Raw genomic sequence first — 25,290 nt, forward strand, 5'->3', positions numbered from 1 at the left:
AGGAACCTTGGAGACCACGTATCGCCTGTCCCTGCACAGGTTCGCCATCACCGAGCTGACGGCGAACGGGTTGGATACCGACTGGTTGCTCCGAGAGGCCGGTATCCCGCACTGGTCCATGGACGACGGGGATATCCAGGTCCCCAGCTCGGCCTACGCGCGCTTGTGGGACGTGGCCGCCCGCGCCCTCGACGATCCGCTGGTCCCCGCCCGGGTGGGCTGCCGGTTCACCCTCGGCGCGGGCGGGCTGTGCGACTACCTGTTCTCCACCTCGGCCACCATCGGGGAGGGCCTGGCCACCGTCGGGCCGTTCATCAGCGATATCACCACCAACCACCGGCTGTCCCGCACCGCGGAGGACAACGGTGATGTCACCTTCGGCTTCGAGATCATCGAGGGCGACGACACCGCCCGCGACCTGACCCACCTGTGGGCGGTCGTCTCCCTGCGCGGGCGGGCCCGCCGAGTCGCGGCGGGGCCGTTCGACCCGGTCCGGGTCCGACTGCGGCAGCGGGCCCCGCGCAACCACACCGATCTGCACGACCTGGTCGGCACCCGGGCCATCGAGTTCGGGGCGTCGGAGGACTCCATCACCTTCCGCGCCGCCGATATGGACGTACCGCTCACCACCGCGGACCCGGTACTGCACGCCATCCTCGAGAAGGTCGCCGCCACCGTCCCGCCGCCGCCCCCGCTGGCCAGCGCCTGGGTGGATCAGGTATCCGAGGCGCTCGCCGAAGCCCTCGCCGCCGGCGACGCCTCGCTCGCCACCGTCGCACGACGACTCATGGTGAGCCGCCGCACCTTACAGCGCCGGCTGACCGAGGCGGACACCACCTGGCGGCAGGAACTCGACCGCGCACGACTGGAACGACTACGCCGCGCCGACACCGCCGGGCAGCAACTGGGCCGCGCCAGACAGGCCGAGATCCTGGGATATTCGGGCCCACAGGCGATTCGGCGGGCCGCCCGCCGATGGGAGTCCATCGCCGAACGCCGCGTCTCGGACGGCCCCGTACTGGCGGGACACTCTTGACGCGAACAGCGTGGCGGGCGCGGCGTTCAGCGTGACGGACACCGTGATCAGTGCCGCCCGGGGCCGTCGTCGAAGCGCATGCGGGTCGGATGGCGGGGGGCTCGGCCGTCGTCGCGGACCGCGTACAGGCCCGCGAAGCGCGGATTTGCTTGCGGCATGGGCATATCCAGCAGGAGCGGGTCGAGCACCAATGCCGTACGGGGCGCCTCGAACATGAGGTCGCGGACGCCGAGCACCACCGCGATGCCCTCGTAGACCGGATCGGCGGCCACCGTGGTCTCGGCCCGCTTGATGGGCCGGCGCATCTGCACCGCGTCGCGCTGCATGCTGACCAGCGCCCCGATGTCGTGTTCCAGGGCGAAACGCCGGATTTCGACGGGCAGCATGGAATCGTCACGCACCAGCTCGATCTCGTCGCCGCGCGTTTCGATGGTGTGGCGGGCGAGCGAGCAGGACCGCTCGGCGAACCGGATCGCCACCTCGAACGCCTGCCGGGCCGTGGGCTGACTCATCACCACGCGCTCGATCGCGCCGATCTGCGGGGGATGGCAGGTGAGTCCCGCCATCAGGCCGAAACCCGCCTCGTCGCCGATGCCGTGCACGATATTGCGGATCACCGCCACGTGCTGGGTGAAGGTGATCTCGGTGCCGGGGTGGGCGAGCTGCACGTCGCGGATGCCGGTGTGCCGCAGGATCGATGCGATCGACAGGCCGCGACCCAGCGCGAAATCCACCAGCAGTGCGGTACTGAAGATCGGGCGCATGCGATACCGACGCTGGGCCGGCCTGTGATTGATCACCGGTGTTGCCTCTGGTCCTCGGGAGTGCCACCGCCGCCCGGCTGACGCACCTGGCGCGGCGGAACGGTGGGAGGTCTCCGGGTACACCCGCGGCGCGGCCGGTGCGCCCGGATCCCGCTTCCAGCTTCGTGAATCGCGGGCAACACGGCCAGCCCCGATTGCGCCAAGGCTTCGCTGATCGCGCCATCCTGTGTCGGCGGGCCTGGCACGCACGGATGTCCGAAGTGGTCCACCCGTGGGCCGGAAATCGATCTCATCGGGACCGGTGCCGGGAGGAACGCGGGTGCGCGGTGGGGGAGCGGCGCGATGCACCGGGGTGTCGCCGGGACACGCGGAGTTGTCCCAATACCAGCGTCTCGTGACCGAAAGCGCACTGGCGAAAAGATTCTGGCAATCTTACAGTTACTTCATCGCACGGTGATCGATGAACCCCCGCCGGACAGCCCCGCCGACCGCAGGTAGGTATCGAAACCTGTTGCGGCATACCCACGTTCACCTTCGCAGCGGTCGAGTCGTGTCTATCGCCGCGTCACAGCCGATTCGAATCGAGGCCGTCATGTCCGCGCCCGAAATCCCGGTCAGTGTGCCCGAACTGGATACCCTGCCGCCCCCGGGGTATCCGATTCTCGCTCTGCCGGTGCGTGTTTCGCGCTACGGGAACCGCTTGGAGAGCCCGATCCTGGACTGGGCGGACAGCTATCGTCTGGTCGAGACCACCCGGCAGCGGCAGCGGCTGGCGGGCACCCAGCTCGGCGAACTCATCGCTCGCACTTTCCCTTTCGTCGGCGAGGACCGCCTGGAGCCACTGGCGGGCTGGTTCACCTGGGCTTTCGTGATTGACGACTGGTACGACGGTCCGATTGGCCGCTTACGGAGCCCTGCAACCGGAGGGCCTGCACCTGCGGACGGTCGCGCGCTGATCGGCGGGACCGGGCTCACTTGGGCGCGATGGCCTGTGCGGGGAAGTCGCGGTCGGGAGTGACGCTGTGCCCGTCGGATCCGAGGGTGAGCGTCACCACGGACGGGCCGCCCGATGGGCAGCAGTTCGCGTCGTTCCCGGCCAGCCAGCGGTACTGCACCTGCACCGTGCGATCGGAGGATCCGACCACGCTCGTGTAGGAGGTGGACCGTTGGGTCGCCGTGCCCAGGTAGCCGTCGTGGTTGAACAGCATCACGTGCCAGGGCGAACTGGCGGTGCCGTGCGGAGTCCCGGCCCGGACCCACAGCAGCGCGGGGCAGGAGCCGACGGCCGCGTCGGTGCCGCTCTCGGCATAGAACCCGTCCCCGCCCACGCCGCCGCCGAGTGTCGCGAGCGCCTGCGTGACCACCGGCGACGTCAGGCTGACGCACCGGCCGTTGGCCGCGGTGGCGGGCGCGGTGTCCGCCGGCGGTCGTGAGTTCCCTTGGGACTGTGTCGGATTACCCTGGGGCTGCGGCGGATTCTCCGGCGAGTGCGCGGGGACGGTGGCCGGCGCGGATCCCGCCGCGCTGACGGTGGTGGCGGGTTGCTGCGATCCACCGCTGGGCGTCGTCACTTCGTCTTGGCAGCCCGCCACCGCCAGGCTCACGGCGGCGGCCGCCGCGGCGATTCCGATGATTCGTTTCACGGGTGGTCCTTTCAGATGAGAACCCCGGGCCGCGGGGCCCGGGGTTCCTCGATCGGTCGCCTGTTCCGCGACCGCGATATCGCTCAGAAGCAGTACGGGAACTTGCACTTGCCTGGTTCGTTCGGCCCGAAGATCGCCGCGATCAAACCGTTGATCACCACGTCTGCGCCTGCGGACCCGGTGCTGATCGCCACGTCCTGTACGCCCGCGACCGAGTCGGGCTGTGCGGCCTGGGCCGTCGCGGTCGCGGGCGCGCCGATCAGCACGCCGGCCGCGAGAACCACCAGAGACTTTCGAATCATGTTCCTACCCTTTCGCCAACCTATCGTCGACAGTAGGAACCGGGGTCCGTGGCGTCCATCGGACGAATGCCCTATTTCTTACCGATAGGGCGCCCCGTGCCGGTCACAAGGACGTGTGCCGGGCCAGCTCGACGCGATTGCTGACGCCGAGCTTGGGAAAAGCCCGGTACAGGTGATGGCTGACGGTTTTCGGGCTGATGAACAGCTTGGCCGCGATCTCCTTGTTCGTCGCACCGCCCGCGGCGAGCCGGACCACCTGCAGCTCCTGCGGCGTCAACGCGGCGGTCTCCACGGCCAGGGGCGTCTCCGGGCGGCGCGCCATATCGCCCGCGGCGCGTAATTCGTTGCGGGCATGCGCCGCCCACGGAATCGCACCGAGCCGATCGAAGGTCTCGGCTGCGGCGCGGAGCTGCGTCCGGGCCTCGCCGATGCTGCGTTCGCGGCGCAGCCACTCGCCGTAGAGCAGCGCCGTTCGGGCGTGGTCGTACCAGAGTCCCTCGGCGGCCTGCAGTTTCAGCGCCCGCGCGTAGGCGTCGCCGTCGGAGTGCAGCATGGCCTGACAGCGAACCGAGATCGACTCGGCGTAAGGCGAACCCAGTGCTGCCGACCACCGCTCGATCTCCTCCACCGCGTGCGTCGCCCGTTCGGGTTGGCGCGCCCGCACCGCGGCCTCCACCAGATCGCGCAGCAGGTGCAGCCAGTGGCCGCGGATCCGGTTCGGAATACGGTGCAGGGTGTCGAGGCGATCCAACGCCGGTTCGTAGCGCCCGTGTCCGAGATCGACCAGGGCCCTCGCCCATTCGTGGTTGACGTAGTTGATGAAATTGTCCTGCCCGTGCGATCGGCGCGGGTGATCGAGCAGTTCCAGGCAGCGCGGCTCGTCCCCGCGAATCCCGGCGATGAGCGCGAGATAGCCTTCGCCGAAGCCGATCTCGCTCAGCTGACCGATGTCCCGGGACACCCGCACGGCGTGCGCCACCTTCTCCTCGGCCTCCCACAGCCGGCCCAGCATCAGATCCGCCGCACCGGCGTAGACGGCCCCCGTCGAGAACCGTCCGACCCGGCCCTGGCACTGCGCGGTGTCCGAGAACCGCTGTGCCAGCGCGTGGGCGTCCTCGAGATCGCCGATCAGCATGGCCTGCCCGGTCGCGGCCAGCATCAGGGCCGGATCGTCGGAACGATGGCTCTCGGCGATGGTGGCCCGGATCCGCGTGACGCCCTCGGCGAGCTCGCCGGAATGCACATTCAGGGCTCCGTCGAGCGCGCGCAGGAACGCCGACCGCTGTTCGGGCGGCAGGCGCAGCTCTGCCAGCCGGGCGCGCGCGCGTGGTAGGCGGGCGCGGGATCACCCAGCACCCAGGACGAGCGGGCCGCCTCCATGAACAGTGGTCCGGCGCGCTCGGGGTCGATCGCGGCCACCTCCTCGGCCGCCGCGAACAGCGAATCCTGCGACCCGCGCAGGTCGCCCTGCTCGTACGCGATCAGCGCCTTCACCCAGCCCAGCCGCGCTCGCTCGTCCGGAGCCAGCGGCAGCTGCCCGGCCGACCGGCCCAGTTCGGCGGCACGGTGATAGGTGCCCGCGGCGGCGGCCCATTCGATCGCCAGAAGTATTCGGCGGTTACGGCTTTCGAGATCGGTAGTCAGGGCGGCGGCCCGCTCCGCGGCCGCCGCGGCCGCCGAGTAACCGGCTCGGTCCACAGCGCGAAACGCCGCCGATTCCAGCAAGGCCGCGATCTCCTCGTCCGGGCCGACGGTCCCTGCCGCCAGATGCCAGGCGCGGTGATCGGGGTCATCGTCGGACGCGGCGGCCAGTGCGGCGTGCACCGGCTGGCGCTCGGCGAAGGACGCACCGTGATAGACCGCCGCCCGGACCAGCGGGTGGCGGAACCGAATCGCCTGCGCGGTAACGTCGATCAGGCTCGCGGCCTCCGCCTCGGCGATGCCCGCCGGATCGACGCCGAGGGCGTCGAGCACGCGCAGCACCAGTCGCAGATCACCGGCCGTCTCCGCCGCGGCCGCCAGCAACGCGGTGCGCGACGCGGGCGAGAGCTCCGCGATCTGCTGCCGATAGCCGCTGGACAACAGATGCGGCAGTGGCAGCGGCCCGACCGGCAGCGCGTCCAGATCCATTCGCGGAAACTCCAGCAGCGCCAGCGGATTCCCCGCTGCCTCCCGCAGAACCCGCTCCCGCATATCGCGGCGCAGCCCCGGCCAGTTGTCGGCGAGCAGCCGCGCCGAGGCCGCGGTGTCCAGCGGCGGCAGATGAAGGCCGGGCACGCCCGGCAGGACCGCCTCGGCGCGGCTCGCGAACAGGATCACGATGCCCTCGGCGCCGAGTCGGCGGGCCGCGAACCGAAGTGCTTGCGCCGAAGCGGAATCCAGCCACTGAACATCGTCGACCGTGCACAGCACCGGGCCGCCCTCGGCCAGTTCGGCCAGCAGCGACAGGGTCGCCAGGCCGACCAGGAAGCGGTCGATCGGCTCGGTCGCGACCCGCAGCCCGATCACCGCCCGCAGGGCATCGGCCTGCGGGCCGGGCAGGGCGTCCAGCGGCAGGGCGTCGACATGACCGCCGGCCGCCATCAGCAACTCCTGCAGTCCCGAGAACGGCAGCTCCGAATCGCCCTCCACGCCCGCGCAGCGCATTACCCGCCAGTCGCCGCCGGTGAGCTCCGCCGCGCGGTCCAGCAGCGCTGTCTTCCCGCCACCCGCGTCGGCCACGATCTCCACCGCGCCGCTCTGGCCGTCCACAGCCCGGTTCAGCAGCGTGCTGATCCGCTGTTCCTCGTGTGCGCGGCCATACAGCATGTCCCCCAACCTATATGGCCACGCTGTCTACTCGGTGTCGGCGGCGCTCGAGGGCATGGTGTTCGCCGCTGGTCCTGGGCTATTGCCGAGCCAGCGCGGCGGCGAGCCGGCCGCGTGGTGGGAGATAGCCGCCGCGCGGCGCGTTCGCCGAGCCGAAACGAACCCCGCGGGGCCGGGTGGCCCAACCGTCGAGCTGGTCGCGATCGGATGGGGTCACGTAGGCGGCCGACTCCGGCGCCAGCGGGCCGAGTAGGGGATTGGCCGCTATCAAGCGCGATTCGACCGCGGTCGCGAAAGCCAGTTGCAGCAGCGCCCTTTCGGCTCCCGCGGCCAGATCGGCCGCATCGGTGGCCGGGTCGAGCCGATAGGCGGCCCGCACCCGGTCCGGGGTCAGCTCGGCCGCCGCCACCCCACCGAACCGCCGAACCAACGCGTCCACCTGGGTTCGCATGTCCCGCAGCCGCGCCGCGCCGAGTATCGCGACGGTATCGCCGCGGGTCAGCCAGAACATCAACACCGACTCGACCGTCACCACCGGATCGGGGATCTGATCGAGCGCTGCCATCGGTTACTCCTGATCATCGCGGTGGTCCGGACGCCGTCGTCCGGACCGTGCTACGACCGGGCAAACCGATCGTCCCGGGATTCTCGCAACCGGAACCGCGTTCCATGACCGAATTCAGACAATTGACCAGTTCTGTCCGTGGCGGGTGCCTAACGCACCTGACGGCCGACGGCGTTCAAGTGGCCCAGGGCCTGAGCGTAGGAGGTGAGGAGCGTGGTTTCGGCATAGGGAATAGCGCGCTCGGCGCAGAAGGCTCGGACCATCGGCTGGGCCGAGCGCAGGGCGGCACGCGGCATGGAGGGAAACAAATGGTGCTCGATCTGGTAGTTGAGGCCGCCCAGCGCGAGGTCGACCAGGGCGCCGCTCACATTGCGTGCGGTGAGGACCTGGCGGCGCAGGAAATCGGTGGTGTCGCCCTCGGGGAGGACCGGCATCCCCTTGTGATTCGGGGCGAACGTGAAGCCCATGTAGAAGCCGAACAGGCCCTGCTGCACGGCGATGAAGACCAGCGCCTTGACCGGCGACAGCACCAGGAACACCGCCGACAGGTAGAGAACGGCGTGCGCGGCCAGGAACGCGCCCTCGCGGACCCGGTTCCGGATGGGCCAGGTCAGGACCGCGCGCACACTCGAAAAGTGCAGGCTGCCCGCCTCCAGCAGCAGCATCGGGAAGAACAGCCACGCCTGGTAGCGGAAGATGAAGCGCCGCCAGCCCTTTCCGGTGACCGCGCGCTCCGCCGAGTGAGCCAGGATGCCGCCGACATCCGGATCCTCACCCTCGGTATTGGGGTGCGCGTGATGGCGATTGTGGTTGCTCGTCCACCAGCCGATGCTCACCCCGGTCGCCAGATTGCCGACGAACAGGCCGAACCAATGGTTGGCCCGCCGCGTCCGGAAGACCTGCCGGTGCCCGGCGTCGTGCCCGAGGAACGCGACCTGCGCGAACGCGACCGCCAGGAACACCGCCGTCCCCAGCTGCCACCAGGAGTCGCCGATCACCGCGAACGCCGCCCAGCCCAGCGCGAAAACGCCAACGGTGAGACCGGTTTTCCACCCGTAGTACCGCAGGCGCCGTTCCAGCAGGCCCGCCTGCCGTACGCGCCGCATCAGAGCCGCGTAGTCGCTGCCGCGCGAGGGGTAGTCGCCGTCGCGGGCGGGCGTGGGTGCGGGCGTCACCGGGGCGAGGGTCTGTTCCCGCTCCGCCGGGCGGCGTCGTTCCGTGAGGATTACCAAGAGTTCTGCACATCCTGCTGTCGTGGTGCGTGGCGGGCCCGCGTACCCGGCACCAGGGTGCCGCGCCGCGGCCACCATCAGATGAACGAACGTGCGAGGCGGCGACACAACTGCATGACGGTTTCGCGACCGCCAGGTGGTCTTCGGCGCCGGAGCCGATCCGGATGTGACAGTACTGTCGCCGTGATCCGCGCTCCGAAACGGGTTCCTGTGCGGTCGCTTTCGAGTATTTTCGCAACACATTCTAGTTTCGCGGCCCCGACGGGACGAGACTTGTGTGGCGGAAGGGCTGATCATGGCTGCTACGGACTACATCGTCATCGGCTCCGGCAGCGCCGGAGCCATCATCGCGCGCCGGCTCGCCGACACCGGAGCCACGGTCACCCTGTTCGAGGCGGGCCGCTCCGACCGCTCCCGGCTCATGCGCAAACCCGGCATGATCGGCCCGATGCACAGCGTGCCCCAGCTCAAGAAGCTCATCGACTGGGGGCACTACACCGTCGAACAGAAGCACGCCCTGGGCCGCAAGATCCCGCAGACCCACGGCAAGGTGGTCGGCGGGTCCAGCTCCGTCAACGGCATGGTGTTCGTGCGCGGCAACCGCCGCAACTTCGACGACTGGGCCGCCGAGGGCAACACCGGCTGGTCCTACGAGGACGTGCTGCCCAGCTTCCGCAAGTTCGAGTCCTTCGAGGACGGCGCCAACCAGTTCCGCGGCGGCTCCGGCCCGATCAAGGTGATCCGCGCCCGCGACCTGACCCCCGCCTCCGAATCGTTCATGCGGGCCTTCACCGAGACCACCGACCTGCCGCTCAACCCCGACTACAACGGGGCCGAACAGGAAGGCGTCTCGATCCTGCAGCAGAGCAACAGCAACGGCCTGCGCTCCAGCACCTCGGTCGGCTACCTCGACGACCGGCCGAAAACCCTGACCGTGCTGGCGAATACGCAAGTCCTGCGCATCGTGATCGACAACGGCCGGGCCGTCGGCGTCGAGTACCGCACCGGCGACGGCACCGAGATCCTGCACGCCGACCGCGAGATCATCGTCAGCGCAGGCGCTTTCGGCTCACCCCACCTGCTCATGCTCTCCGGCGTCGGCCCCGCCGACCACCTGCGCGCCTTCGGCATCGACGTCGCCGCGGACCTTCCCGTCGGCGACAACCTGCACGACCACCTGTTCGTCCCCATGTCCTTCGCCATGCCCACCGCCGTGCGCCGCTCCTCCCCGGCCTACTTCGCCCGCGCCTTCGTCCGGGAATCGTTGCGCAACAACACCACCTGGCTGGCCCGCAGCGTCTTCGAAGCCGTCGCCTTCCTGCGCACCCCCTACACCACCGGCATCCCCGACCTGCAACTCCACGTCCTCCCCTGGAGCTACCCCGGCCCCAACCAGGACGCCCCCACCCGCCACATCCCCGACCCCCGCCGATCCCTCACGATCATGGTCACCATGATCTACCCGCGCAGCCGCGGCACCCTCCGCCTGACCTCGGCAGACCCCACCGCCGCCCCCGCCATCGACCCCAACTACCTCGCCGACCAGAACGACCTCGACACCCTCGCCTACGGCATGGACCTCACCCGGGAAGTCATGTCCGCCGCATCCATCACCCCCGCCGTGGACACCGAAATCTCCCCCGGCCCCACCTACCCCACCCGCGCCGACCTCGCCGCCGAGATCCCCAACCGCGCCACCACCGTCTACCACCCCGTCGGCACCTGCCGCATGGGCACCGACGCCCGATCCGTAGTCGACCCGACCCTCCGCGTCCGCGGCATCGAGGGCCTCCGCGTCGCCGACGCCTCGATCATGCCCAGCATCGTCGGCGGCAACACCAACGCCGCCACCATGATGATCGGCGAACACGCCGCGTCGATCATCCTGGCTTGAGCCGCTATCGACCGCGCCGCCGCATCCGGTCGATCAACGACCGCCCCGACAGCTCCTTGTCGACAGCCAGCAGATAGGAGACGGGCGACTCGCGGTGTGCTGCGCGCCGCGCCTTTCTCCGGTCCGCCACGTAGGACCCGACCGCGAGCGCGGTCCCGCCGGCCATCGCCGCCGGAGACCCGGTGGCGGCGAGACCGGCCCCGAGCAGCGTGCCGGCGGTGGACTTACTGATATCGACCTTGATTCCGAGCAGCCCGATACCGGATTCGACGCCCAGGGCCCGCAGCGCGTGGCGGAGTTCGTCCAGCTGGGGCCTGGTCTTGGCGTTGTAGACGCTCTGCAAGTGCTTCTCGGCGACGACCGGATCCTCGATCGCGGCAATCGTTCCCAGATCGGCGGACAGGGACGCGACGTGCGCCCGGAAGGCCGCCAGCTCACCGCCGTAGCGGTCCCGGAAGGAGATCAGGGTGTCCAGCGGGACCGTCTCGAGATGATCGGGCCGGATGGATGCCTCGACCGCGAGATGGATGTACGCGCCCTCGACGTCACCGATCGCGGGAACGGCCACGTCCTCGTCGAGCAGGAGTTCGTACAGGCGGTCCAGAGTGCCGACGGCGCTGTGGGCGTCCACATCGTCGGTGGCCGGGGCCAGCGCGCGGTGCTGGGACACCACGTCGGCCAGGGCGGTGAGATAGATCCGGGCGAGCGCGGGATGCAACCCGACATAGACGGCGTCGTCCTCGTCGACGACAACGGCGAGATCCGCCGCCTCGAACGAACTGAGCAGCGGCGGAGTCATTTTCGGACCGCTTTGCCCGGCGTACACCCACCTCAGACCCGGGTAGTCGGCCCGCGGCCCCGATACCGCCCGCTCGCCGGAGGTCTCCTCGACGGCTTGCTGCCAGGAGAATCGCTTACGCAGGTCGTCACCGCCCAACTCCACGATCTCCCGGAACACATCCGCGACAGCCACGATCTCCCGCCGCGAAGGCTCGACCCCGAACAGGAAGTCCGTCTCCGCCCGCAACTGCGTCACCAGCTCCGAGTCCACGTCCATGGTGAGGCGCGGCTGAATCCGTCCGACCGAGTCCCAGGTCAAAATGGCCAGCTTGAGCCAATTCTCGTTCCGGAAGCGCATCCACGGGTAGTACAGGGCGATAGTCGACACGTGTTCCAGCATGCCACCAAGAGATCTGCTGGAGCCGCAATGTTGTTGCGGCATAGTCGGTTCGGCGGGTTGCTCCCGAATCGCCTGCTGCGCAGAGGGCCGGATTCTCGATTGGTTCCAGAGCGTGTCGTCGACTGGTTCGACGACCTGTAGCCGCTACCCGAGCCCCAAATCCCGAGACTATCGGTATTCGAATACCGGTGGTATCTTCGGCGCATGGCACGGATGAGTCGACCCGAGAGCAAGGCGCGGACGCGCGATGATCTGGTGCGCACGGCCCGGGATCTGTTCATCGCCGACGGGCTGGACCAGACGTCGCTGGCTCAGGTGGCCGAGGCGGCGGGGTATTCGAAGGGGGCTGTGTACTCGAACTTCCGGAGCAAGTACGAGTTGTGCCTCGAGGTCGTCGAGCTGATTCATGCCGAGAATCTCACGCGCATCAGGGAATTGAGTGCGGGGGCGGGGACGGCTGCGCAGCGGATCGCCGCGGTGCGGGAGTGGGCCGGGGTGCGGGTCGAGGATGTGCGATCCACCCGGTTGGAGCTCGAGCTCGGCCTGGCCGGCCGGGGGGACGCGCGGCTGCGGGCGCAGCTGGCCGCCAATCTGGCGGCGCTGCGGTCCGCGATCTCGGACCTGCTGGCCTCATTGCTGGGCGGGCCGGGCTCGGAGCGGACCGCACGAGCCGGTGAGCTGCTGTTCAGCGCGGCGTACGGGGTGAGCGTGCAGCGGGTGATGGATGAGACCGTCTCGGTCGACCTGATCGCGAGTCTCATTCCCGCGCTGCTGGAGGCGACGGGCACGGCGACTGATTTGAAAGATGTTCAAGGTGGCCGGGGCGGGGTCGCGGTTGAAAGGTCAACTGAACGAGTTTCAAAGTCGAGGCCCACGAATGCGCGCAGCGATGAATCGCGCGCCGCGCTGCTGGACACCGCCCGCGCCGTCTTCGGCGCCAAACGCTTCGACGAGGTGTCGACCACCGAGATCGCACAACGAGCCGGGACCGCCATCGGCCTGATCAACTACCACTTCGGCGGTAAGCGCGGGCTCTACCTGGCGGCCGCCGAGGCGGTGTACACCGAGTTCTGGGATTCCCTGCAGGCGCTGCGGGGCCCCGCCGTCCCCCGCCTGATCCAGGGCCTGGACCTCTACATCGACCACGCCGAGGCGAATCAGGGTTCGCCGCTGGCGCTTTCGACCAGCGTCGCCGACCCGGAACTGCGCACCCTGCACGAACAGCACGTCGACCGCCTCATCACCGCGATGCTGCAGGAGACCACCGGCGGCCCCGGCACCGCACTGGCCCGCACCGCGGTATCGGGCTGGGTCGCCTACGTGGAGGGCGCGGTCGCCGACTGGCTGCGGCACCGCGCCCTCACCCGCGTCCAACTGCGGGAACTGCTGATGGCGGGCCTGTTCTCGGCGGCCCAGTCCGTGCTGTCGATGGACCCCGCCACACCCCTGTCCTCGCGTGCGATCAACGCACTGCTCGAACAGGTTCAACCACTGGCCGATCGGAAATCGGAGCCTCACGCATGACGACGTCACTGGACGCCGGACCCAACAACCGGCTCGCCGCCGGACCGCTCGGCCGCGCCGCCGCCTGGCTCGTCGGCCCGCGCGGACTGAAGAACCAGAACCGGCTGCGCCGCGAGGTGCAGGGCAAGATCGCCGTGGTCACCGGCGCGTCCTTCGGCCTCGGCGAGGCCACCTCCCGCATGCTGGCCGCCGCGGGCGCGACCGTGGTGCTGGGCGCGCGATCGCTCGACCAATTGCAGACCATCGTCGCCGAGATCGAGGCCGACGGCGGCCACGCCGTCGCGATCCCCTTGGACCTGGCATCCGAGGAGTCCATCGAAGCCTTTGCCGCGCAGATCCTCTCGCGCTTCGGCCACGTCGACTACCTGGTCCACAATGCGGGCAAATCGCTGCGCCGATCGATCCACCTGTCCTACGACCGGCCCAAGGATCTCAACAGCACCACCGCCGCCAACTACATCGGCCCGATGCGGTTGACCCTGGCCCTGCTGCCCGGCATGCGTGAACGCGGATCCGGGCACATCGTGAATGTCTCGACGGTCGCGGTCATGTTCCCGGTGGCCCCGAAATGGGGCTTCTACCTCTCGTCCAAGGCCGCGTTCGACATCTGGATGCGGGCGGTCGGCATGGAGGCCCGCCCCGACGGCGTCACCCTGACCACGCTCTACGCCGGATCCATGTTCACCCGGATGAGCGCCCCCAGCGGGTGGATCTCCGCGTTGCCCGGGCAGTCCGCGCGAGAGGCGGGCTACGTGGTGGCCAAGGCGATCGTGCGCAAGCCGCGCGTCCTCGCCCCCGTCTACGGCAGGCCCTCGGCGGTGCTGGTGTCGCTGCTGCGGACCACGATCGAGATCCTCACCACCCGCCTGTACCGCCACCTCGGTGACACCGAGGCCTCGCTGGCGCGCCTCGAGAAGGGGGATCGTCATGTCGCCTAGCTCGTCGGCAGCGCTCGGCACGGCGGGATTCCGGTGGCGCGACGCACTGGTCCCGCTGGCGGCGTCGGGCGCGCTGCGCCCGGTCGGGATCGGTGGCGCGGCGCGAATCATCAAGTCGCTGCACCAGTTCGGGCCATCGCTGGCCATGGTGGTGGCGTTGTCGGCGGCCCGCTACCCGCACCGGGTCGCGCTCGTCGACGAGCGCGGCGCGGTGAGTTACCGCGAGCTGCAAGCCCGCTCCGAGGCCATCGCCGCCACGCTGCACGCGCTGCGCCCGCGAGCGCGGACCCTGGCCGTGCTGTGCCGCAATCACCGCGGTTTCGTGGAGGCGGCCCTGGCCGGGGCGCAACTCGGTTGCGAGCTGGTGTTCCTCAATACCGACCTGCCCGCGGCGCAGTTGGCGCGGGTCCTGGAACGACATCGCCCCGACATTCTGGTGCACGACCAGGAATACGAGACCATGGTCACGGAGACACCCGGTCTGCGGGTGCTCGCATGGCAGGACGACGAAGCCGGGCTGTCGCTGGATTCCCTTGCCCGGCAGACACATCTGACACCGCCCCCGGTCCGCGGTCCGGTGAAGATCACGCTGCTGACCTCGGGTACCACCGGTCTGGCCAAGGGCGTCTCACGTCCCCTGCCGGCACGGGCGATCGCGGAGATGACCGCCACCGCCATGTCGGTGACGCGGCTGAGCTCCCGCGACGTGGTGGTGGCCGCACCGCCCTTCTTCCACGGCTTCGGCCTGGCGATCCTGGTCGGCGGGTTGGCCCTGGGCGGGACCGTCGTGACCCGCAGGCGATTCGACCCGCTGCACGCCCTGGCCGATATCGAACATCACCGCGCCACCGTCTTCGTCGGCGTCCCGGTGATGCTGCAACGCCTGATGGCGGTCCCCGCCTCGCGTCGCCGCGAATTCGACACCGGCTCACTGCGTTTGGCGGTCACCGGTGCGGCACCCATCGCCCCGGCGACGATCAGCGCGTTCATCGAGGCCTTCGGCCCCATCCTCGTCAACGGCTACGGCTCGACCGAGGCGGGAGTGGTGACGCTGGCGACGCCCGCGGATCTGGCCGAATCCCCGAAGACCGCGGGCCGGCCCGCGATCGGGGTGGCGGTGCGGGTGCTGCGGCCGGATCGCACGGCCGCCGCGGTCGGCGAGACCGGTAGCGTGTTCGCCCGCGGCGGCGTCGCCTACGACGGCTATGTCGCCGACGCGAACTCGCCCACCCCCACCAAGGAAGTCGTCGACGGCTACGTGAACACCGGCGACATGGGTCATTTCGACGCTGACGGCCGGCTCTACATCGACGGCCGCGACGACGACATGATCGTCTCAGGCGGTGAGAACGTCTACCCGAAGGAAGTCGAGGACGTGCTCGCCGATCACCCCGCCATCGCCGACGTGGTCGTGATCGGCGTGCCCGACCCGGAATACGGGCAGGTGCTGCGCGCCTACCTCGTCCCCGCCGCCGGGAACGAGGTACCGCCCGCGGACGAGCTGAAGGCACACATCCGCCGCCACCTCGAGCGCTACAAGGTGCCGAAGGAATTCCTGGCGCTCGCCGAGATTCCCCGCAACCCGAGCGGCAAGGTCCTGCGCCGTGAACTCGACGGCAACGCCCACCACACCGCGAGCTGACCGACGGATCGGACATCACATGGCCGATCCGAACCGCGCGAATCTGCTGTCCTGCCCACGACTGGTCGAGGCGATCCACGGATTCACGATGTCGGTCGGAATGCGGGTTGTCGCCGTATTCGGCAACGCGACGGCGAGAACCGCCGCGCCGGCGATGGCCAGCGCAACCTTGCCGCCCATCGAGTCGCCGGCGGTCGAATTCGCAATCGAACCTCGACGCTATCGTCGCGCGGTTACAGTGGCTTCGAATTGGAAGCAATCGGTTTTCACAAGGGCATCGAGGTACGCGGGTAGTGAAGAGTTCGGCTCGGTTGCGGTGGGTTGCGGCGGCTACGGTGTGCGGCACCGCGGCGGTGCTCGGCGCGGTGGCGCCGTCAGCCACGGCGGAGGCGCCCAGCGGCAAAACCCTCGTGACGATCGGCGATTCCTTCTCCGCCAATGGGGAGATCCTCGACCTGCTGAACAAGGACGGGGATCCCGGCTGCAAGCATGTAGCCACCTCGTGGCCGACGCAGCTGACCCAGCGGATGGGCTTGGCGGCGGACGACGTCGAGGACACCTCGTGTCAGGGCGGCACCATCGACACCTCGGGCTGGGCGCTGGTGCATCAGGTGAAGCGGGCGGCGTCCGACGGCGCGTTCGGGCCGCGGACCCGGGCCGTGACCATCCAGCTCGGTATGAACGACGCCTGGGGGACCGACCATCCGGTCGTCCTGTCGATGGCGTGCCTGGCCGACCTCGCCGCCGGTTGCGGTCCGGATGCTGCGGCGCAAGGCCGCACCCCCGACCCCGCGACAGTCACCGGCCAGGGGTACGCCGACCGGGTCCGCAAAGCGGTCGAGTACATCCGCTACTACGCCCCGAACGCACGCGTCATCTTCGTGGGATACCCGGAGATCCACACCCCCGGCCAGGACTCCGCCTGCGCGAGCATCCTCGGCGTCGACGTGGTGCAGCCCCGGGCCGGCGCGGTCACCGGGTTCCTGGACCGGATCGACACCGCCCAGCGTGAGGCCGCCCGCCTGCTGAACGTGGACTTCCTCGACGCCCGGGCGGCCACCGCCGGGCACGGCGCCTGCGCCGCGGACTCCTGGGTGGCCGGAGCCTTCGACCCGCGCACCGACTTGCTCGGATTCCCCTGGCACCCCACGGCGCGCGGCGACTCGACGCTCGCGGCCGCCGTGCAGCAGCGGATCGAACGCGGCTGAGGCACAGCGTTGTCGCGGGTGCGGGCCGTTATCGCGGTCCCTGCGTCACCCGTTTCTGTCGGTGGGTCGCCGTAGAATTGCGGTCATGAGCATTTCGATGAGTCGGCGTGCAAGATGGCATGAATTCAGTTGCGCTGCCGGTGGTTCGGATAGCACTGTGCTTGTCGTCAGCGATTCAACAGCAGGGGCATGGGGAGTGTCCCTCCGGGGGAAGGAATGAAGGCCATGAACCGCAAGACGATTCGCGGCGAGCGTCGCGGGCCCAGGTTCGCCAAGAGCAGTTTCAGCTACGGCGGCGGCGACTGTGTCGAGGTCGCCTACCACGAGGGACAGATCGCCCTGCGCGATTCCAAGGATCGCCACAGCCCGGTGCTGTGGTTCACGAAATCGGAATGGCGGGCGTTCATGTCGGGCGTGCGGGCCGGCGAATTCGATTTCGCCGACTGACGTGAAGGTGGTGTCGCAGCGAATTCGCTGCGACACCACCACCCCCACGTGCGGCCGACCCCTCGACGGCCGCTGGAAAATGGTCAATGGGTTGCTGTGCGCTGGATTTCGCTCCGTAGTTCGGAGAGAAATGCACGAGCATCGGTGTCGTGTAAAGCCATTTCGGCCAGAGCCGCCCAGCGGCGGCGATGGGCGTCGACGAGTTCGGGACCGCGCGTGACCATGCTTCCCGCGATCGGTTCCGACGAGGCGAGGGCGTGGTCCTCGTTCTCGTAGATGACGAAACCGTGCGGGATCGTGGTGCTCGCCTCGATGTCCTGCGGAATCACCGCGATGGTGACCGTATCGAGGGTCTCGATCGAGATGATCCGGTCCAGCTGCGCGAGCAGCAGGCGATGGGGTCCGGGCCGAAAGCGCAGGGCCGCCTCGGTCATCAGGAATTCGAAACGCTTGGCGGGGTCGTACAGCACGCGCTGCCGATCCAGGCGCGCGGCGAGCGCGGCCGCCAGCGCGTCGGGCGCATAGGGCGGATCGAAGGTGGCGAATACCCGGCGGGCGTAGTCGGCGGTCTGGAGCAGACCCGGCACCAGCGCGGGCTGGAAGTTCCGCACCACCTGCGCATCCTGCTCGAGGGCTTGCACATCGTCCTGCAGATGCGGACGGTGTGCCAGCGCGCCGGCCCAGTCCTGCACCTCGGGTGAGTGCGCGGCCTCGGTGAGCGCGCGCAGCGACTGCCGGGAATCCGACTCCGCCCCAACCGCTTCGGCCCAGCCGAGCACCTGCGGTAGCGGGGGAACCACGGTCCCCGCCTCGATACGGGACAAGGTCGACTGGCTGATTCCGACGCGCTTGGCCAACTCTCGCCCGGAGATTCCGGCCAGGTCTCGCAGCCGGCGCAACTCCGCGGCCAGCTGCTGGCGCGGGTTCGACTGGTGCACAACGGAACTCGCGGCGCTGACTGCCGCCTCCGTCGCGCCCACTGCCGGCTGATTCGATGAAACCATGATGATTCAGATCGAATCAGTTCGATTCAGCCGAGTCAAGCCGGGCCGGTCGAATCGTGAATCAGCGTGCTCGACGAGAGCGACCGCCGGGCATCGTTCAGTTCGTGGGCGTGGCGTACCTGCGGACGGTCTCCTCCACCGAACGCCGCACGTCAGAACCGTCGAATGGTTCTGTGCCGTCGAGGATTTCGTCCAGAATCGAGGCTCGATCCAGCGTCGCCGGAATGTGATGCGCGTCTCGTGCGCTCACCACGACCGCGAGCAGCACCGCGGCGTAAACGCGCGACCGCGGCACGATCAACCGCCACCCGCGCCGCTCCAGTTCCCGGATCCTGGCCTCCACGGTGTCCAGCACATCCTGAATCACCTGCAGCTCGATCTGTTCGGACTCATCGCACGGCATGGCGGCCACCCGATCCTGCCGTGCGGCTGTCGAGGAAGGTCAGCGCGAGCAGCGCCACGCCGAATCGCCATGCGCCGCACGAGCGCCTGCGGTGCGGCGTGGGCCGTCGCCGCCGACGACCGACGCCCCCGCCCTTCCGCCGCTCGGATTCGATGCGGTCGATGATGGACTGGACCGACCACGGGCTCACGGTGGACATCACGATCTCCTCCCTGCCGATGCTGTGCCACCAGTAGACCGCCGAAACTGCCTGGTCACAGTGAAATCGGACGTTCCGAACAGGATTGGCCCGAATCGCCAGGGTGGGGTCCGCGCCCGGCGTACAGTCTGTTCCGCGATGGCGTGCGCTTCCGTTCCGAAAATGCCGAGGATGCAGACATGGCCGACGATGATGAACCCTCCACCCTGCCGCGGCGACAGCTCGGGCGATTCCTGCGGGAAGCTCGCGAGGGTCGCGGGTTCTCGATGGACCGTGCGGCGAACCTGGTGGAGTTGAGCAAGACCGCGCTACATCGGATCGAGACGGGCGGCGTGAAGAAGATGCGCGTCCGGGATATTCGAGCCTTGTGCGAGTTGTACGAGGTCAGTGAGGCGGACACGGCGCGCGCGGTCCAGTTGGCGGAGCAGGCGCGAATCCCGTCCTGGTACACGGCGTTCAGCGGGCTCTATAGCGATGCGACATTCAACATGTATGTGGGGCTGGCGGCGTCGGCGCGGCGGCTGGTCGCCTTTCACGAGATGGTCTTGGGGTTGGTGCAGACCGCTGATTACGCCAGAACGCTGATCAGTGCTTTCTATCGGGACGGCAGTGCCGAGGACATCGACCGCCGCGTCGAGTTGCGCCTGAAGCGGCAGACGATCGTCACCCGCAAGGTGGAGCCGGTGCAGCTCGAACTGCTGCTGCACGAATCGGCCCTTCACCGCGTGGTCGGCAGTCCGCGAATCATGGCCGCGCAAATGAGGCATCTGGCCGAGATCAGCACGCTGTCCAACGTGTCCGTTCGCATTCAGCCCTTCGCCAGCGGCTACGCCTGGGGAATCCTGCACGGCCCCTTCGTGATCCTGGATTTCGGCGATGACCTGCGAGGCCACCGTGTCGAGCCGCCGCTCGTGTACTGCGAAGGCAATGGCAAACCGGACCTTTACCTCGAGCACGTCGACGATGTGCAGCGCTACATTGACATTGCCTCCGCGGTCCGCCGCACCGCACTGGACGAGACCCGTTCGCGAGACCTGCTCAGGCAGGTGGCAAGGAGCTATCAGACATGAGTGCAGATCTATCGGGAGCGGTGTGGTTCAAGAGCAGTCACAGTGGCGGACAGACCGATTGCGTCGAGGTGGCCTGGCTCGGCGACGGTGGCATCGGGATGCGTGATTCGAAGAACCCGGCCGGTGGCGCTTTGGTTCTGTCTCCAGCCCAATGGGATTCGTTCATCGGCATGGTCGCATCGGGTTCGTTCGACCGACGCTGAACTCGGCGTGCCCGGAAGGATTCGAACCTTCGGCCTCCTGCTTCGTAGGCAGGCGCTCTCTCCGCTGAGCTACGGGCACTCGGCCCCGCGCGGATGTCTGCCGTTGACATCTACTCGCCGTTGAGGTGCGCGGGGCGTGAGAAGTGGGTTCCCTCGGTGAGATTCGAACTCACACTGGACGGCATCTGAGACCGTTGCCTCTCCCGTTGGGCTACGAGGGAATGGGCGTGGATGGCGAAAGGGCCGCTCCCCGCTGCGATGATGCGGAGGCGGCCCTGGCGGCTCGTGGGTCGAGGCCGTTAGGAGTCGCTCCGGACGCCGAGGCGGACGCGCAGGCGGCGGGCGAGGTCGAAGGTGGTGCGGGGCTGGTTCAGCTCGGTCACGGGGGCCGCCTTTCCTGTCGTCGTGGTGTGTTGGAACCACGGTAGCAACGGGTTGCCCAGCGGTAAAACGAATTTCGGGACGGGGGAGGGCGGCGGGTCAGAGTGTGATCGGGCCGAGGTCGGCGGCGGTGCGGGCCAGGGCGTGCAGGGCCGGGTTGTCGGTGGTGGAGCGCCAGACGAGGGCGAAATGCAGGGGTGGGGCGTCCGGCATGGGGAGGAAGACGATGCCGGGGGGATTGTTGTAGCGGGCGGCGATTTCGCCGAGCGGGTGGACGCAGCGGCCGGAGGCCACCTGGGTGAGGATCTCGTGGAAGGTTCGGGCCACGGGGCCACGGGGAATGCGTCGGCCCGACGGGGTGTGGGCCGGGGTCATGGCCGCGGCCCAGTAGTCGGGGGCGTCGGGGCCGTAGTCGAGCACCTGGTTGTCGGCGAGGTCTTCGAGGGAGGCGGCGCCACGTTCGACGAGGGGGTGGTTGTCCGGGGCGGCCAGGACTCGGCCGCTGGTGAGGACAGTCGGTCCGACGCTGAAGTCGGGCTCGGAGACCGGTAGCCACAGGACGGCCGCATCGTGCTCGCCCGCTCGCAGCGCCGGGAACGCGTCACTGGCGTTGATCTCGCCGAACTGGATGTCGCAGCCGGGATACCGGGTCCGGAAAGCGTCTACGAGGCCGCGCAATTCGTGACCGGCATGTCCGAAGACACCCAGCCGCACGGTCTTTCCCGCACCGAGCCCGGCGGCCTCGGCGCGGGCGAGCGCCTGCTGGAGCAGGTCGTGCACCTGCTGGAGATCATCGCGCAACCGCCGCCCGACCGGGGTCAACCGGACTCGGCGACTGGTGCGGTCGAACAGCGCGGTGCCGATGCGGCGCTCCTGCTTGGCGATGGCCTGGCTGACCCGCGCCTGGGAGACGTGGAGTCGTTCCGCGGTGCGCCCGAAGTGCAATTCCTCGGCGAGCGTCAGGAAGATCTCGATGTCCCGCAACTCCATTGATAACCCCACACTTATCGATCGGTCCACGAACCTTACCTTGTTGCCCCGCTGACCTGCCGCGATGCTGAGTTCATCACGGAAACCGGTTACCGACCCGGAGCCGAAACCGCCTGGAGTGAAGGACATCTCATGAACATCGCACTGTGGATCACGGCCGGACTGCTCGCGGCGGTCGCGCTGGTCGCCGGACTCAACAAGGCCTTCCTGCCGATGGCGAAACTGGCGGCCGCCCCGGGCGGCGGCTGGGTCACCGACCTGGGCGCGGGATTCGTCCGCACGCTCGGCGGCCTGGAGATCCTCGCCGCGGCCGGGCTCATCCTGCCCGCTGTGCTGGGCCTCGCGCCGGTGCTGGTCCCGGTCACCGCCGTCGCCTGGATCGCGCTGATGGTCGGGGCGATGTACACCCACGGCCGACGCGGCGATTACACGCTCGTGGCGGTGAACCTGGTGTACGTCGCCATTGCCGTGTTCATCGCCGTGGGCCGCTTCGGCCACTGGTCGTTCGCCTGACCACCTGTCCTGCCGACGCGACGCCCGGACCCGCCCTACCTCACCACGCGATCCGCCCGGTTATCGTTGATTGGTCAGGAATGGGAGAATTGCGGACGTGAGCGTCGCCATCATGAAGTACAGAATTCAGCACGGGGTGCCTGCCGGTGTCGTGGCACCCGTCGGAGGATAGTTCGATGTCGGACCAGGAAGTGCCGGGGCGGGGATCTCTGCCGGGGCCCGGCGCGAACCGGTTCGATGCCGTGGAACGGCTGCGCGCGAAGCTGGAAGCCATGCGGGCAGGCGAGGCTTCCACGCCCGAAAAAGACGATTCGAATCTCACCCGGCTGCCGCGTCGCCCGCGGCGCACCACCGATCCGGCCCCCGGCCCGCCGTCCATGCCCTGGAATCCGGCGGGCGGCTCCGCCTACGATCCCGCGCCGACCCGGCCGGTGACCCGCGCGGAACTGCAAGGGGAGACCGGCTGGCTGCCGATCGACCCGGGCCGCGCACAGTACCCCGCGCCCGCTCCCGAGGCGGGCCGCGGCGACGGCAGCGTGATCGACTTCAATGCGGCGCGCCGGCGCCGAACCGGTGACGACTCCCCGGCCACCGGCATCCGGCCCATCGCCAAACCGCGCCGCATCGGATCCGGCGACGGGCCCGAAACCAAGGGCGATCGCGGCTAGATCCGCTTGAAGACCCAGCGTGCCCGCGGCTCGTCGCTGACGTGACCGAGCAGCGCGATCGGCACCGCCGACGCGGTATCGCCGTAGAGGGTCAGACTGGGGTCCGACGCCAGGCTGACACGATGATTGCCCGCGGTCTCGCTCACGTACCACAGGCCCGTGTCGGCGACCCCGCAGACGGCCTGCCCCACGGAGTAGGTGACCGGATCGAGCTTGACCGGTTGCAGGCACAACCGGGTCGAAGAATTGAGCAGCTGGTAGAGCGGACCCGCGGGCTTGTAGGTGATCAACACCGTCTCCCAGCGATTCACGTCCGCGCCGTCGTCGACGATCGCCTTCGCGCCGGTGGGGGCCGTCACGGCCGGGCGCAGCGTGTAGGCCGGTTGGGCCTCCAGGAAGATGCGATACCGGCCCGGGCGTAGTGGCTCGGCGGCGGCGGGGGTGATCGTGACTGCGGCGAGAATCAGGTGAATCACGATCACGAGAACGACGCGGGCGGACATGACGCTGCTCATCCTTTCCAGGAGGTGCGCAGACGGATTCACGCTGCGCGGGAGTGAATTCGAAACGCTCGGCGGCCCGGACGCGAACACGGTCCGCCACGCTTCCTATTCGAGGCCGATACCCGTCCGGCGTGCCCGATTTGCCCCGTCACGGCTGAAATTTCCGGAAGGCCGGGTGTTGTAGGTTCGACTGCGTGACTCGCGGCGAAGGAGTATCGAACCCATGACGACTGCTCGCAACGAGCGGGTCCGCGCCGACCAGACCGGCGAGACCATGCAGTTCGTCGCCGACCTGCGCGATATCGCCACGGCCGATCCGGGGTTGCGGCAGGTCACCGACCCCGAGGTGGCGGCCGCACTGATCGGGCAGGAGGTGCGAGATCGGCTGCGGGCCGTCCTCGACGCCGCGACCGCCGACCCGGTGGTGCTGCTGTCGGGCGGAGTCGACTCGATCCTGGTCGCCGCGGCCGCCGTCGCGGCCGGTGTGCGCCCGCACGCGATAACCATTGTCTCCGAGGGCGGTACGGACCGGGAGAACGCGGAAGCCGCGGCGCGGGCCCTCGGCCTCACCCACGACATCGTCGAGATCGACGAGCGAGCCATCGTCGACCTGGCCGCGCACGCGATCGAACGCCTCGGCGTGCCGGAGCTGTGGGAGGTCACCTACGCCGTCCCGCTGCTCGCCGCGCTGCCCGCCCTGGACCGCCTCGGCGCGGTCGGCCCGATCCTCACCGGCAGCGGCGCCGACGCGATCGTCGCGGGCGGCAAACAACTGCGGAACCCGATCGGCTCGCCCGAGGCCGTCGAGGAACTCGACCGCACCATCCGCAAGGAATCGGCGAACAACTTCGTCCACGCCCGCCTGGTGCCGGACTTCTATCCGCGGATCATGGGCGAGTACGCCGACCGGTTCGTGCACGTCTTCCAAACCGTCCGCATGTGGGAGGTTGCCGAGACCTTCTCCCCGACAGCGCTTTTCGGCGAACACGACGGAGAACCTGCCGACAAGTTGTGCCTGCGCCTGGCCTGCGAGGCCCTGCTGCCCGAATCGGCGCGGGGACTCGCCTGGGCGAAGAAGGCGGCGATCCAGCGTTCGGCGGGCATCATGGGCGCACTGGCCACCGCCGCGCGGAGGCGGGCTACTGCCATGCCCGGCGCGACCGCCTACGGCGACCCGATGACCGAGCCGTACGAATCGGTCGCCACCCGGCTGTTCCTGGCTCTGCTCAGTACGGATCGAGCAGGGCTCAGTACGGATCGAGAAGGAAAGGGCGTCCGATGACAACCAGCGGAACCTCGGGGGCGGGGATCCCCGACATCGTCGGCGCCGCCGGCCTCACCGACGACGACCTCGCCGATCTCTACGCCTACCCCGACACCACCGAGCCCCGCGTCCGCGCGAACTTCGTGGCCTCCGTGGACGGCGCGATCAGCACGAACGGCTCCTCCAGCGGCCTGACCAGCCCGTTGGATCAGCGTGTCCTGAAACTGCTGCGCAGCCTCGCGGATGTCGTCCTGGTCGGGGCCGCCACCATCCGGGTCGAGGACTACCGGGGCATCCGGGTCCCCGAATCCGGTCAGCGGCGCCGCAAAACCCAGGGCCTGGAACCGATTCCGCCGCTCGCGGTGGTCAGCGGCCGCGCCGACATCGATCCGGGATCCCGGCTGTTCACCGACACGATCGTCCCGCCGATCATCCTGACCACCGCCGCCGCACCGGCCGCCGCCAAACGCGACCTGGCCGCCGCGGGCGCACAGGTCGTCGAGCTGGGCCCGGATCGCGTCGAGACCGCCGCCATCATGGACACCCTCGTCGGCCTGGGCATGCGCCGCATCCTGTGCGAGGGCGGCCCGAGCCTCGCGGGCCAGCTGGCGGCCGATGACGTGCTCGACGAACTCTGCGTCACCACCGCACCCACCGTGGTCTGCGGCGATGCCCGCCGCATCACCCACACCGAGCGTCCGGCGCGGCTGCGGATGGACTGCAAGCACATCATCTTCGATACCGATGGCTTCCAGCTCGCCCGCTGGGCGCGGAAGTCATAGCGCGGGCGCCTCGAATCCGGCGTGGCTTCGGTTCGGCTCCGGCGCACGATGATTCGCGTGATCGGGCGCTGATTGTCTTTGTCGTGCCACGAAATACGCAGTGGCCCATTATATTCGGGCTGAGGCT

The 25,290-nt window shown here is 69.1% G+C and carries 28 protein-coding genes and 2 tRNA genes; 14 read left to right on the forward strand and 16 right to left on the reverse strand.

From position 1 onward, the window contains the following. Positions 1–7: 7 nt before the first annotated feature. Entirely contained in the window at positions 8–1,036 is a 1,029-nt protein-coding gene (locus ACQPYY_RS11530; RefSeq protein ID WP_433593722.1) for an AraC family transcriptional regulator ligand-binding domain-containing protein, read from the forward strand. A 47-nt stretch (positions 1,037–1,083) separates the two neighbouring features. Here ACQPYY_RS11530 and ACQPYY_RS11535 read toward each other — a convergent pair whose 3' ends face one another. After that, positions 1,084–1,800, reverse strand: a complete 717-nt coding sequence (locus ACQPYY_RS11535) for an AraC family transcriptional regulator ligand-binding domain-containing protein (RefSeq protein WP_433593723.1) — start codon at positions 1,798–1,800, stop codon at positions 1,084–1,086. A gap of 592 nt (positions 1,801–2,392) precedes the next feature. Here ACQPYY_RS11535 and ACQPYY_RS11540 point away from each other — a divergent pair. Then, positions 2,393–2,818, forward strand: a complete 426-nt coding sequence (locus ACQPYY_RS11540) for a hypothetical protein (RefSeq protein ID WP_433593724.1) — start codon at positions 2,393–2,395, stop codon at positions 2,816–2,818. On the opposite strand, the gene ACQPYY_RS11545 is transcribed toward ACQPYY_RS11540, so the two are convergent. The 6 genes from ACQPYY_RS11545 to ACQPYY_RS11570 form a co-directional block, all read right to left on the reverse strand. Next, positions 2,772–3,443 (reverse strand): LppP/LprE family lipoprotein, encoded by a 672-nt coding sequence (locus tag ACQPYY_RS11545; protein WP_433593725.1) that lies wholly within the window; start codon positions 3,441–3,443, stop codon positions 2,772–2,774. The genes ACQPYY_RS11540 and ACQPYY_RS11545 overlap by 47 nt on opposite strands. Before the next feature lie 83 nt (positions 3,444–3,526). Continuing rightward, positions 3,527–3,745: a hypothetical protein gene (locus ACQPYY_RS11550; protein ID WP_433593726.1), complete on the reverse strand. Its 219-nt coding sequence runs from the start codon at positions 3,743–3,745 to the stop codon at positions 3,527–3,529. A 103-nt stretch (positions 3,746–3,848) separates the two neighbouring features. Then, on the reverse strand, positions 3,849–4,988 hold the full coding sequence (locus tag ACQPYY_RS11555) for a helix-turn-helix transcriptional regulator (RefSeq protein ID WP_433593727.1): 1,140 nt from the start codon (positions 4,986–4,988) through the stop codon (positions 3,849–3,851). Positions 4,989–4,990: 2 nt separating this feature from the next. Further along, positions 4,991–6,553: an AAA family ATPase gene (locus ACQPYY_RS11560; RefSeq protein ID WP_433593728.1), complete on the reverse strand. Its 1,563-nt coding sequence runs from the start codon at positions 6,551–6,553 to the stop codon at positions 4,991–4,993. Between the two features lie 79 nt (positions 6,554–6,632). Next, on the reverse strand, positions 6,633–7,118 hold the full coding sequence (locus ACQPYY_RS11565) for a hypothetical protein (protein ID WP_433593729.1): 486 nt from the start codon (positions 7,116–7,118) through the stop codon (positions 6,633–6,635). Between the two features lie 149 nt (positions 7,119–7,267). Beyond that, entirely contained in the window at positions 7,268–8,293 is a 1,026-nt protein-coding gene (locus ACQPYY_RS11570) for a fatty acid desaturase family protein (protein WP_433593730.1), read from the reverse strand. A 352-nt stretch (positions 8,294–8,645) separates the two neighbouring features. Between ACQPYY_RS11570 and ACQPYY_RS11575 the strand changes: the two genes are divergently transcribed. Then, a complete protein-coding gene (locus tag ACQPYY_RS11575) occupies positions 8,646–10,244 on the forward strand; it encodes a GMC family oxidoreductase (protein WP_433593731.1) in 1,599 nt (532 codons plus the stop codon). Positions 10,245–10,248: 4 nt separating this feature from the next. Here the strand turns inward: ACQPYY_RS11575 and ACQPYY_RS11580 are convergent, their stop codons facing one another. Further along, complete coding sequence (locus ACQPYY_RS11580; protein WP_433593732.1) at positions 10,249–11,412, reverse strand: DUF6236 family protein; 1,164 nt, start codon at positions 11,410–11,412, stop codon at positions 10,249–10,251. A 216-nt stretch (positions 11,413–11,628) separates the two neighbouring features. Here ACQPYY_RS11580 and ACQPYY_RS11585 point away from each other — a divergent pair, with 216 nt between their 5' ends. The 3 genes from ACQPYY_RS11585 to ACQPYY_RS11595 are packed head-to-tail and all read left to right on the forward strand — an operon-like array spanning position 11,629 to position 15,528. Continuing rightward, a complete protein-coding gene (locus ACQPYY_RS11585) occupies positions 11,629–12,948 on the forward strand; it encodes a TetR/AcrR family transcriptional regulator (protein WP_433593733.1) in 1,320 nt (439 codons plus the stop codon). Next, positions 12,945–13,886, forward strand: a complete 942-nt coding sequence (locus ACQPYY_RS11590; RefSeq protein ID WP_433593734.1) for an SDR family NAD(P)-dependent oxidoreductase — start codon at positions 12,945–12,947, stop codon at positions 13,884–13,886. The genes ACQPYY_RS11585 and ACQPYY_RS11590 overlap by 4 nt, the downstream gene beginning before the upstream one ends. Further along, positions 13,876–15,528 (forward strand): AMP-binding protein, encoded by a 1,653-nt coding sequence (locus tag ACQPYY_RS11595; protein WP_433593735.1) that lies wholly within the window; start codon positions 13,876–13,878, stop codon positions 15,526–15,528. The genes ACQPYY_RS11590 and ACQPYY_RS11595 overlap by 11 nt, the downstream gene beginning before the upstream one ends. Positions 15,529–15,543: 15 nt before the next feature. Here the strand turns inward: ACQPYY_RS11595 and ACQPYY_RS11600 are convergent, their stop codons facing one another. After that, a complete protein-coding gene (locus ACQPYY_RS11600) occupies positions 15,544–15,708 on the reverse strand; it encodes a hypothetical protein (RefSeq protein WP_433593736.1) in 165 nt (54 codons plus the stop codon). A gap of 113 nt (positions 15,709–15,821) precedes the next feature. Here ACQPYY_RS11600 and ACQPYY_RS11605 point away from each other — a divergent pair, with 113 nt between their 5' ends. Both ACQPYY_RS11605 and ACQPYY_RS11610 read left to right on the forward strand, forming a co-directional pair. Next, positions 15,822–16,736 carry an SGNH/GDSL hydrolase family protein gene (locus ACQPYY_RS11605; RefSeq protein ID WP_433593737.1) on the forward strand — a complete coding sequence of 305 codons (915 nt, stop codon included), beginning with the start codon at positions 15,822–15,824 and terminating at the stop codon, positions 16,734–16,736. 225 nt (positions 16,737–16,961) lie between these two features. After that, positions 16,962–17,183: a DUF397 domain-containing protein gene (locus tag ACQPYY_RS11610; protein ID WP_357289539.1), complete on the forward strand. Its 222-nt coding sequence runs from the start codon at positions 16,962–16,964 to the stop codon at positions 17,181–17,183. Between the two features lie 83 nt (positions 17,184–17,266). Here the strand turns inward: ACQPYY_RS11610 and ACQPYY_RS11615 are convergent, their stop codons facing one another. The 3 genes from ACQPYY_RS11615 to ACQPYY_RS11625 form a co-directional block, all read right to left on the reverse strand. Further along, the gene (locus tag ACQPYY_RS11615; RefSeq protein ID WP_433593738.1) at positions 17,267–18,187 is read right to left on the reverse strand and encodes a helix-turn-helix domain-containing protein; all 921 of its coding nucleotides are present in this window, start codon (positions 18,185–18,187) and stop codon (positions 17,267–17,269) included. A gap of 97 nt (positions 18,188–18,284) precedes the next feature. Then, positions 18,285–18,590 carry a hypothetical protein gene (locus ACQPYY_RS11620; RefSeq protein WP_433593739.1) on the reverse strand — a complete coding sequence of 102 codons (306 nt, stop codon included), beginning with the start codon at positions 18,588–18,590 and terminating at the stop codon, positions 18,285–18,287. Next, positions 18,577–18,789 (reverse strand): hypothetical protein, encoded by a 213-nt coding sequence (locus tag ACQPYY_RS11625; RefSeq protein ID WP_433593740.1) that lies wholly within the window; start codon positions 18,787–18,789, stop codon positions 18,577–18,579. The genes ACQPYY_RS11620 and ACQPYY_RS11625 overlap by 14 nt, the downstream gene beginning before the upstream one ends. A gap of 179 nt (positions 18,790–18,968) precedes the next feature. Between ACQPYY_RS11625 and ACQPYY_RS11630 the strand changes: the two genes are divergently transcribed. Beyond that, positions 18,969–19,859 carry a helix-turn-helix domain-containing protein gene (locus ACQPYY_RS11630; protein ID WP_433593741.1) on the forward strand — a complete coding sequence of 297 codons (891 nt, stop codon included), beginning with the start codon at positions 18,969–18,971 and terminating at the stop codon, positions 19,857–19,859. Further along, positions 19,856–20,062, forward strand: a complete 207-nt coding sequence (locus ACQPYY_RS11635; RefSeq protein ID WP_433593742.1) for a DUF397 domain-containing protein — start codon at positions 19,856–19,858, stop codon at positions 20,060–20,062. The genes ACQPYY_RS11630 and ACQPYY_RS11635 overlap by 4 nt, the downstream gene beginning before the upstream one ends. Before the next feature lie 6 nt (positions 20,063–20,068). Here ACQPYY_RS11635 and ACQPYY_RS11640 read toward each other — a convergent pair. The 3 genes from ACQPYY_RS11640 to ACQPYY_RS11650 form a co-directional block, all read right to left on the reverse strand. Beyond that, positions 20,069–20,141: transfer RNA gene (locus ACQPYY_RS11640), tRNA-Arg, on the reverse strand. 69 nt (positions 20,142–20,210) lie between these two features. After that, a tRNA-Leu gene (locus ACQPYY_RS11645) sits at positions 20,211–20,283 on the reverse strand. A gap of 259 nt (positions 20,284–20,542) precedes the next feature. Continuing rightward, a complete protein-coding gene (locus tag ACQPYY_RS11650; RefSeq protein ID WP_433593743.1) occupies positions 20,543–21,433 on the reverse strand; it encodes a LysR family transcriptional regulator in 891 nt (296 codons plus the stop codon). A gap of 132 nt (positions 21,434–21,565) precedes the next feature. Between ACQPYY_RS11650 and ACQPYY_RS11655 the strand changes: the two genes are divergently transcribed. Both ACQPYY_RS11655 and ACQPYY_RS11660 read left to right on the forward strand, forming a co-directional pair. Further along, entirely contained in the window at positions 21,566–21,946 is a 381-nt protein-coding gene (locus ACQPYY_RS11655) for a DoxX family protein (RefSeq protein WP_433593744.1), read from the forward strand. 176 nt (positions 21,947–22,122) lie between these two features. Next, a complete protein-coding gene (locus tag ACQPYY_RS11660) occupies positions 22,123–22,614 on the forward strand; it encodes a hypothetical protein (RefSeq protein WP_433593745.1) in 492 nt (163 codons plus the stop codon). Here the strand turns inward: ACQPYY_RS11660 and ACQPYY_RS11665 are convergent. Beyond that, on the reverse strand, positions 22,611–23,117 hold the full coding sequence (locus tag ACQPYY_RS11665) for a hypothetical protein (RefSeq protein WP_433593746.1): 507 nt from the start codon (positions 23,115–23,117) through the stop codon (positions 22,611–22,613). The two genes, ACQPYY_RS11660 and ACQPYY_RS11665, sit on opposite strands and share 4 nt — an antisense overlap. 223 nt (positions 23,118–23,340) lie before the next feature. Between ACQPYY_RS11665 and ACQPYY_RS11670 the strand changes: the two genes are divergently transcribed. Together ACQPYY_RS11670 and ACQPYY_RS11675 are read left to right on the forward strand one after the other, a co-directional pair. Further along, positions 23,341–24,399: an asparagine synthase-related protein gene (locus tag ACQPYY_RS11670; RefSeq protein ID WP_433593747.1), complete on the forward strand. Its 1,059-nt coding sequence runs from the start codon at positions 23,341–23,343 to the stop codon at positions 24,397–24,399. Further along, positions 24,396–25,163 (forward strand): pyrimidine reductase family protein, encoded by a 768-nt coding sequence (locus ACQPYY_RS11675; RefSeq protein ID WP_433593748.1) that lies wholly within the window; start codon positions 24,396–24,398, stop codon positions 25,161–25,163. Before ACQPYY_RS11670 ends, ACQPYY_RS11675 begins: the two co-directional genes overlap by 4 nt. The last annotated feature ends 127 nt before the right edge of the window (positions 25,164–25,290 follow it).

The sequence above is a fragment of the Nocardia sp. CA-145437 genome (assembly GCF_050956485.1).
Classification (GTDB): domain Bacteria; phylum Actinomycetota; class Actinomycetes; order Mycobacteriales; family Mycobacteriaceae; genus Nocardia.

What these genes read in the sequence shown, in the direction of transcription:
- ACQPYY_RS11535 (WP_433593723.1), bottom strand. Translation starts at nt 1,800, where the DNA reads ATGCGCCCGATCTTCAGTACCGCACTGCTGGTGGATTTCGCGCTGGGT.
- ACQPYY_RS11540 (WP_433593724.1), top strand. Translation starts at nt 2,393, where the DNA reads ATGTCCGCGCCCGAAATCCCGGTCAGTGTGCCCGAACTGGATACCCTG.
- ACQPYY_RS11550 (WP_433593726.1), bottom strand. Translation starts at nt 3,745, where the DNA reads ATGATTCGAAAGTCTCTGGTGGTTCTCGCGGCCGGCGTGCTGATCGGC.
- ACQPYY_RS11560 (WP_433593728.1), bottom strand. Translation starts at nt 6,553, where the DNA reads ATGCTGTATGGCCGCGCACACGAGGAACAGCGGATCAGCACGCTGCTG.
- ACQPYY_RS11565 (WP_433593729.1), bottom strand. Translation starts at nt 7,118, where the DNA reads ATGGCAGCGCTCGATCAGATCCCCGATCCGGTGGTGACGGTCGAGTCG.
- ACQPYY_RS11575 (WP_433593731.1), top strand. Translation starts at nt 8,646, where the DNA reads ATGGCTGCTACGGACTACATCGTCATCGGCTCCGGCAGCGCCGGAGCC.
- ACQPYY_RS11585 (WP_433593733.1), top strand. Translation starts at nt 11,629, where the DNA reads ATGGCACGGATGAGTCGACCCGAGAGCAAGGCGCGGACGCGCGATGAT.
- ACQPYY_RS11590 (WP_433593734.1), top strand. Translation starts at nt 12,945, where the DNA reads ATGACGACGTCACTGGACGCCGGACCCAACAACCGGCTCGCCGCCGGA.
- ACQPYY_RS11595 (WP_433593735.1), top strand. Translation starts at nt 13,876, where the DNA reads ATGTCGCCTAGCTCGTCGGCAGCGCTCGGCACGGCGGGATTCCGGTGG.
- ACQPYY_RS11600 (WP_433593736.1), bottom strand. Translation starts at nt 15,708, where the DNA reads ATGGGCGGCAAGGTTGCGCTGGCCATCGCCGGCGCGGCGGTTCTCGCC.
- ACQPYY_RS11610 (WP_357289539.1), top strand. Translation starts at nt 16,962, where the DNA reads ATGAACCGCAAGACGATTCGCGGCGAGCGTCGCGGGCCCAGGTTCGCC.
- ACQPYY_RS11615 (WP_433593738.1), bottom strand. Translation starts at nt 18,187, where the DNA reads ATGGTTTCATCGAATCAGCCGGCAGTGGGCGCGACGGAGGCGGCAGTC.
- ACQPYY_RS11620 (WP_433593739.1), bottom strand. Translation starts at nt 18,590, where the DNA reads ATGCCGTGCGATGAGTCCGAACAGATCGAGCTGCAGGTGATTCAGGAT.
- ACQPYY_RS11625 (WP_433593740.1), bottom strand. Translation starts at nt 18,789, where the DNA reads ATGTCCACCGTGAGCCCGTGGTCGGTCCAGTCCATCATCGACCGCATC.
- ACQPYY_RS11630 (WP_433593741.1), top strand. Translation starts at nt 18,969, where the DNA reads ATGGCCGACGATGATGAACCCTCCACCCTGCCGCGGCGACAGCTCGGG.
- ACQPYY_RS11635 (WP_433593742.1), top strand. Translation starts at nt 19,856, where the DNA reads ATGAGTGCAGATCTATCGGGAGCGGTGTGGTTCAAGAGCAGTCACAGT.
- ACQPYY_RS11650 (WP_433593743.1), bottom strand. Translation starts at nt 21,433, where the DNA reads ATGGAGTTGCGGGACATCGAGATCTTCCTGACGCTCGCCGAGGAATTG.
- ACQPYY_RS11655 (WP_433593744.1), top strand. Translation starts at nt 21,566, where the DNA reads ATGAACATCGCACTGTGGATCACGGCCGGACTGCTCGCGGCGGTCGCG.
- ACQPYY_RS11660 (WP_433593745.1), top strand. Translation starts at nt 22,123, where the DNA reads ATGTCGGACCAGGAAGTGCCGGGGCGGGGATCTCTGCCGGGGCCCGGC.
- ACQPYY_RS11665 (WP_433593746.1), bottom strand. Translation starts at nt 23,117, where the DNA reads ATGTCCGCCCGCGTCGTTCTCGTGATCGTGATTCACCTGATTCTCGCC.
- ACQPYY_RS11670 (WP_433593747.1), top strand. Translation starts at nt 23,341, where the DNA reads ATGACGACTGCTCGCAACGAGCGGGTCCGCGCCGACCAGACCGGCGAG.
- ACQPYY_RS11675 (WP_433593748.1), top strand. Translation starts at nt 24,396, where the DNA reads ATGACAACCAGCGGAACCTCGGGGGCGGGGATCCCCGACATCGTCGGC.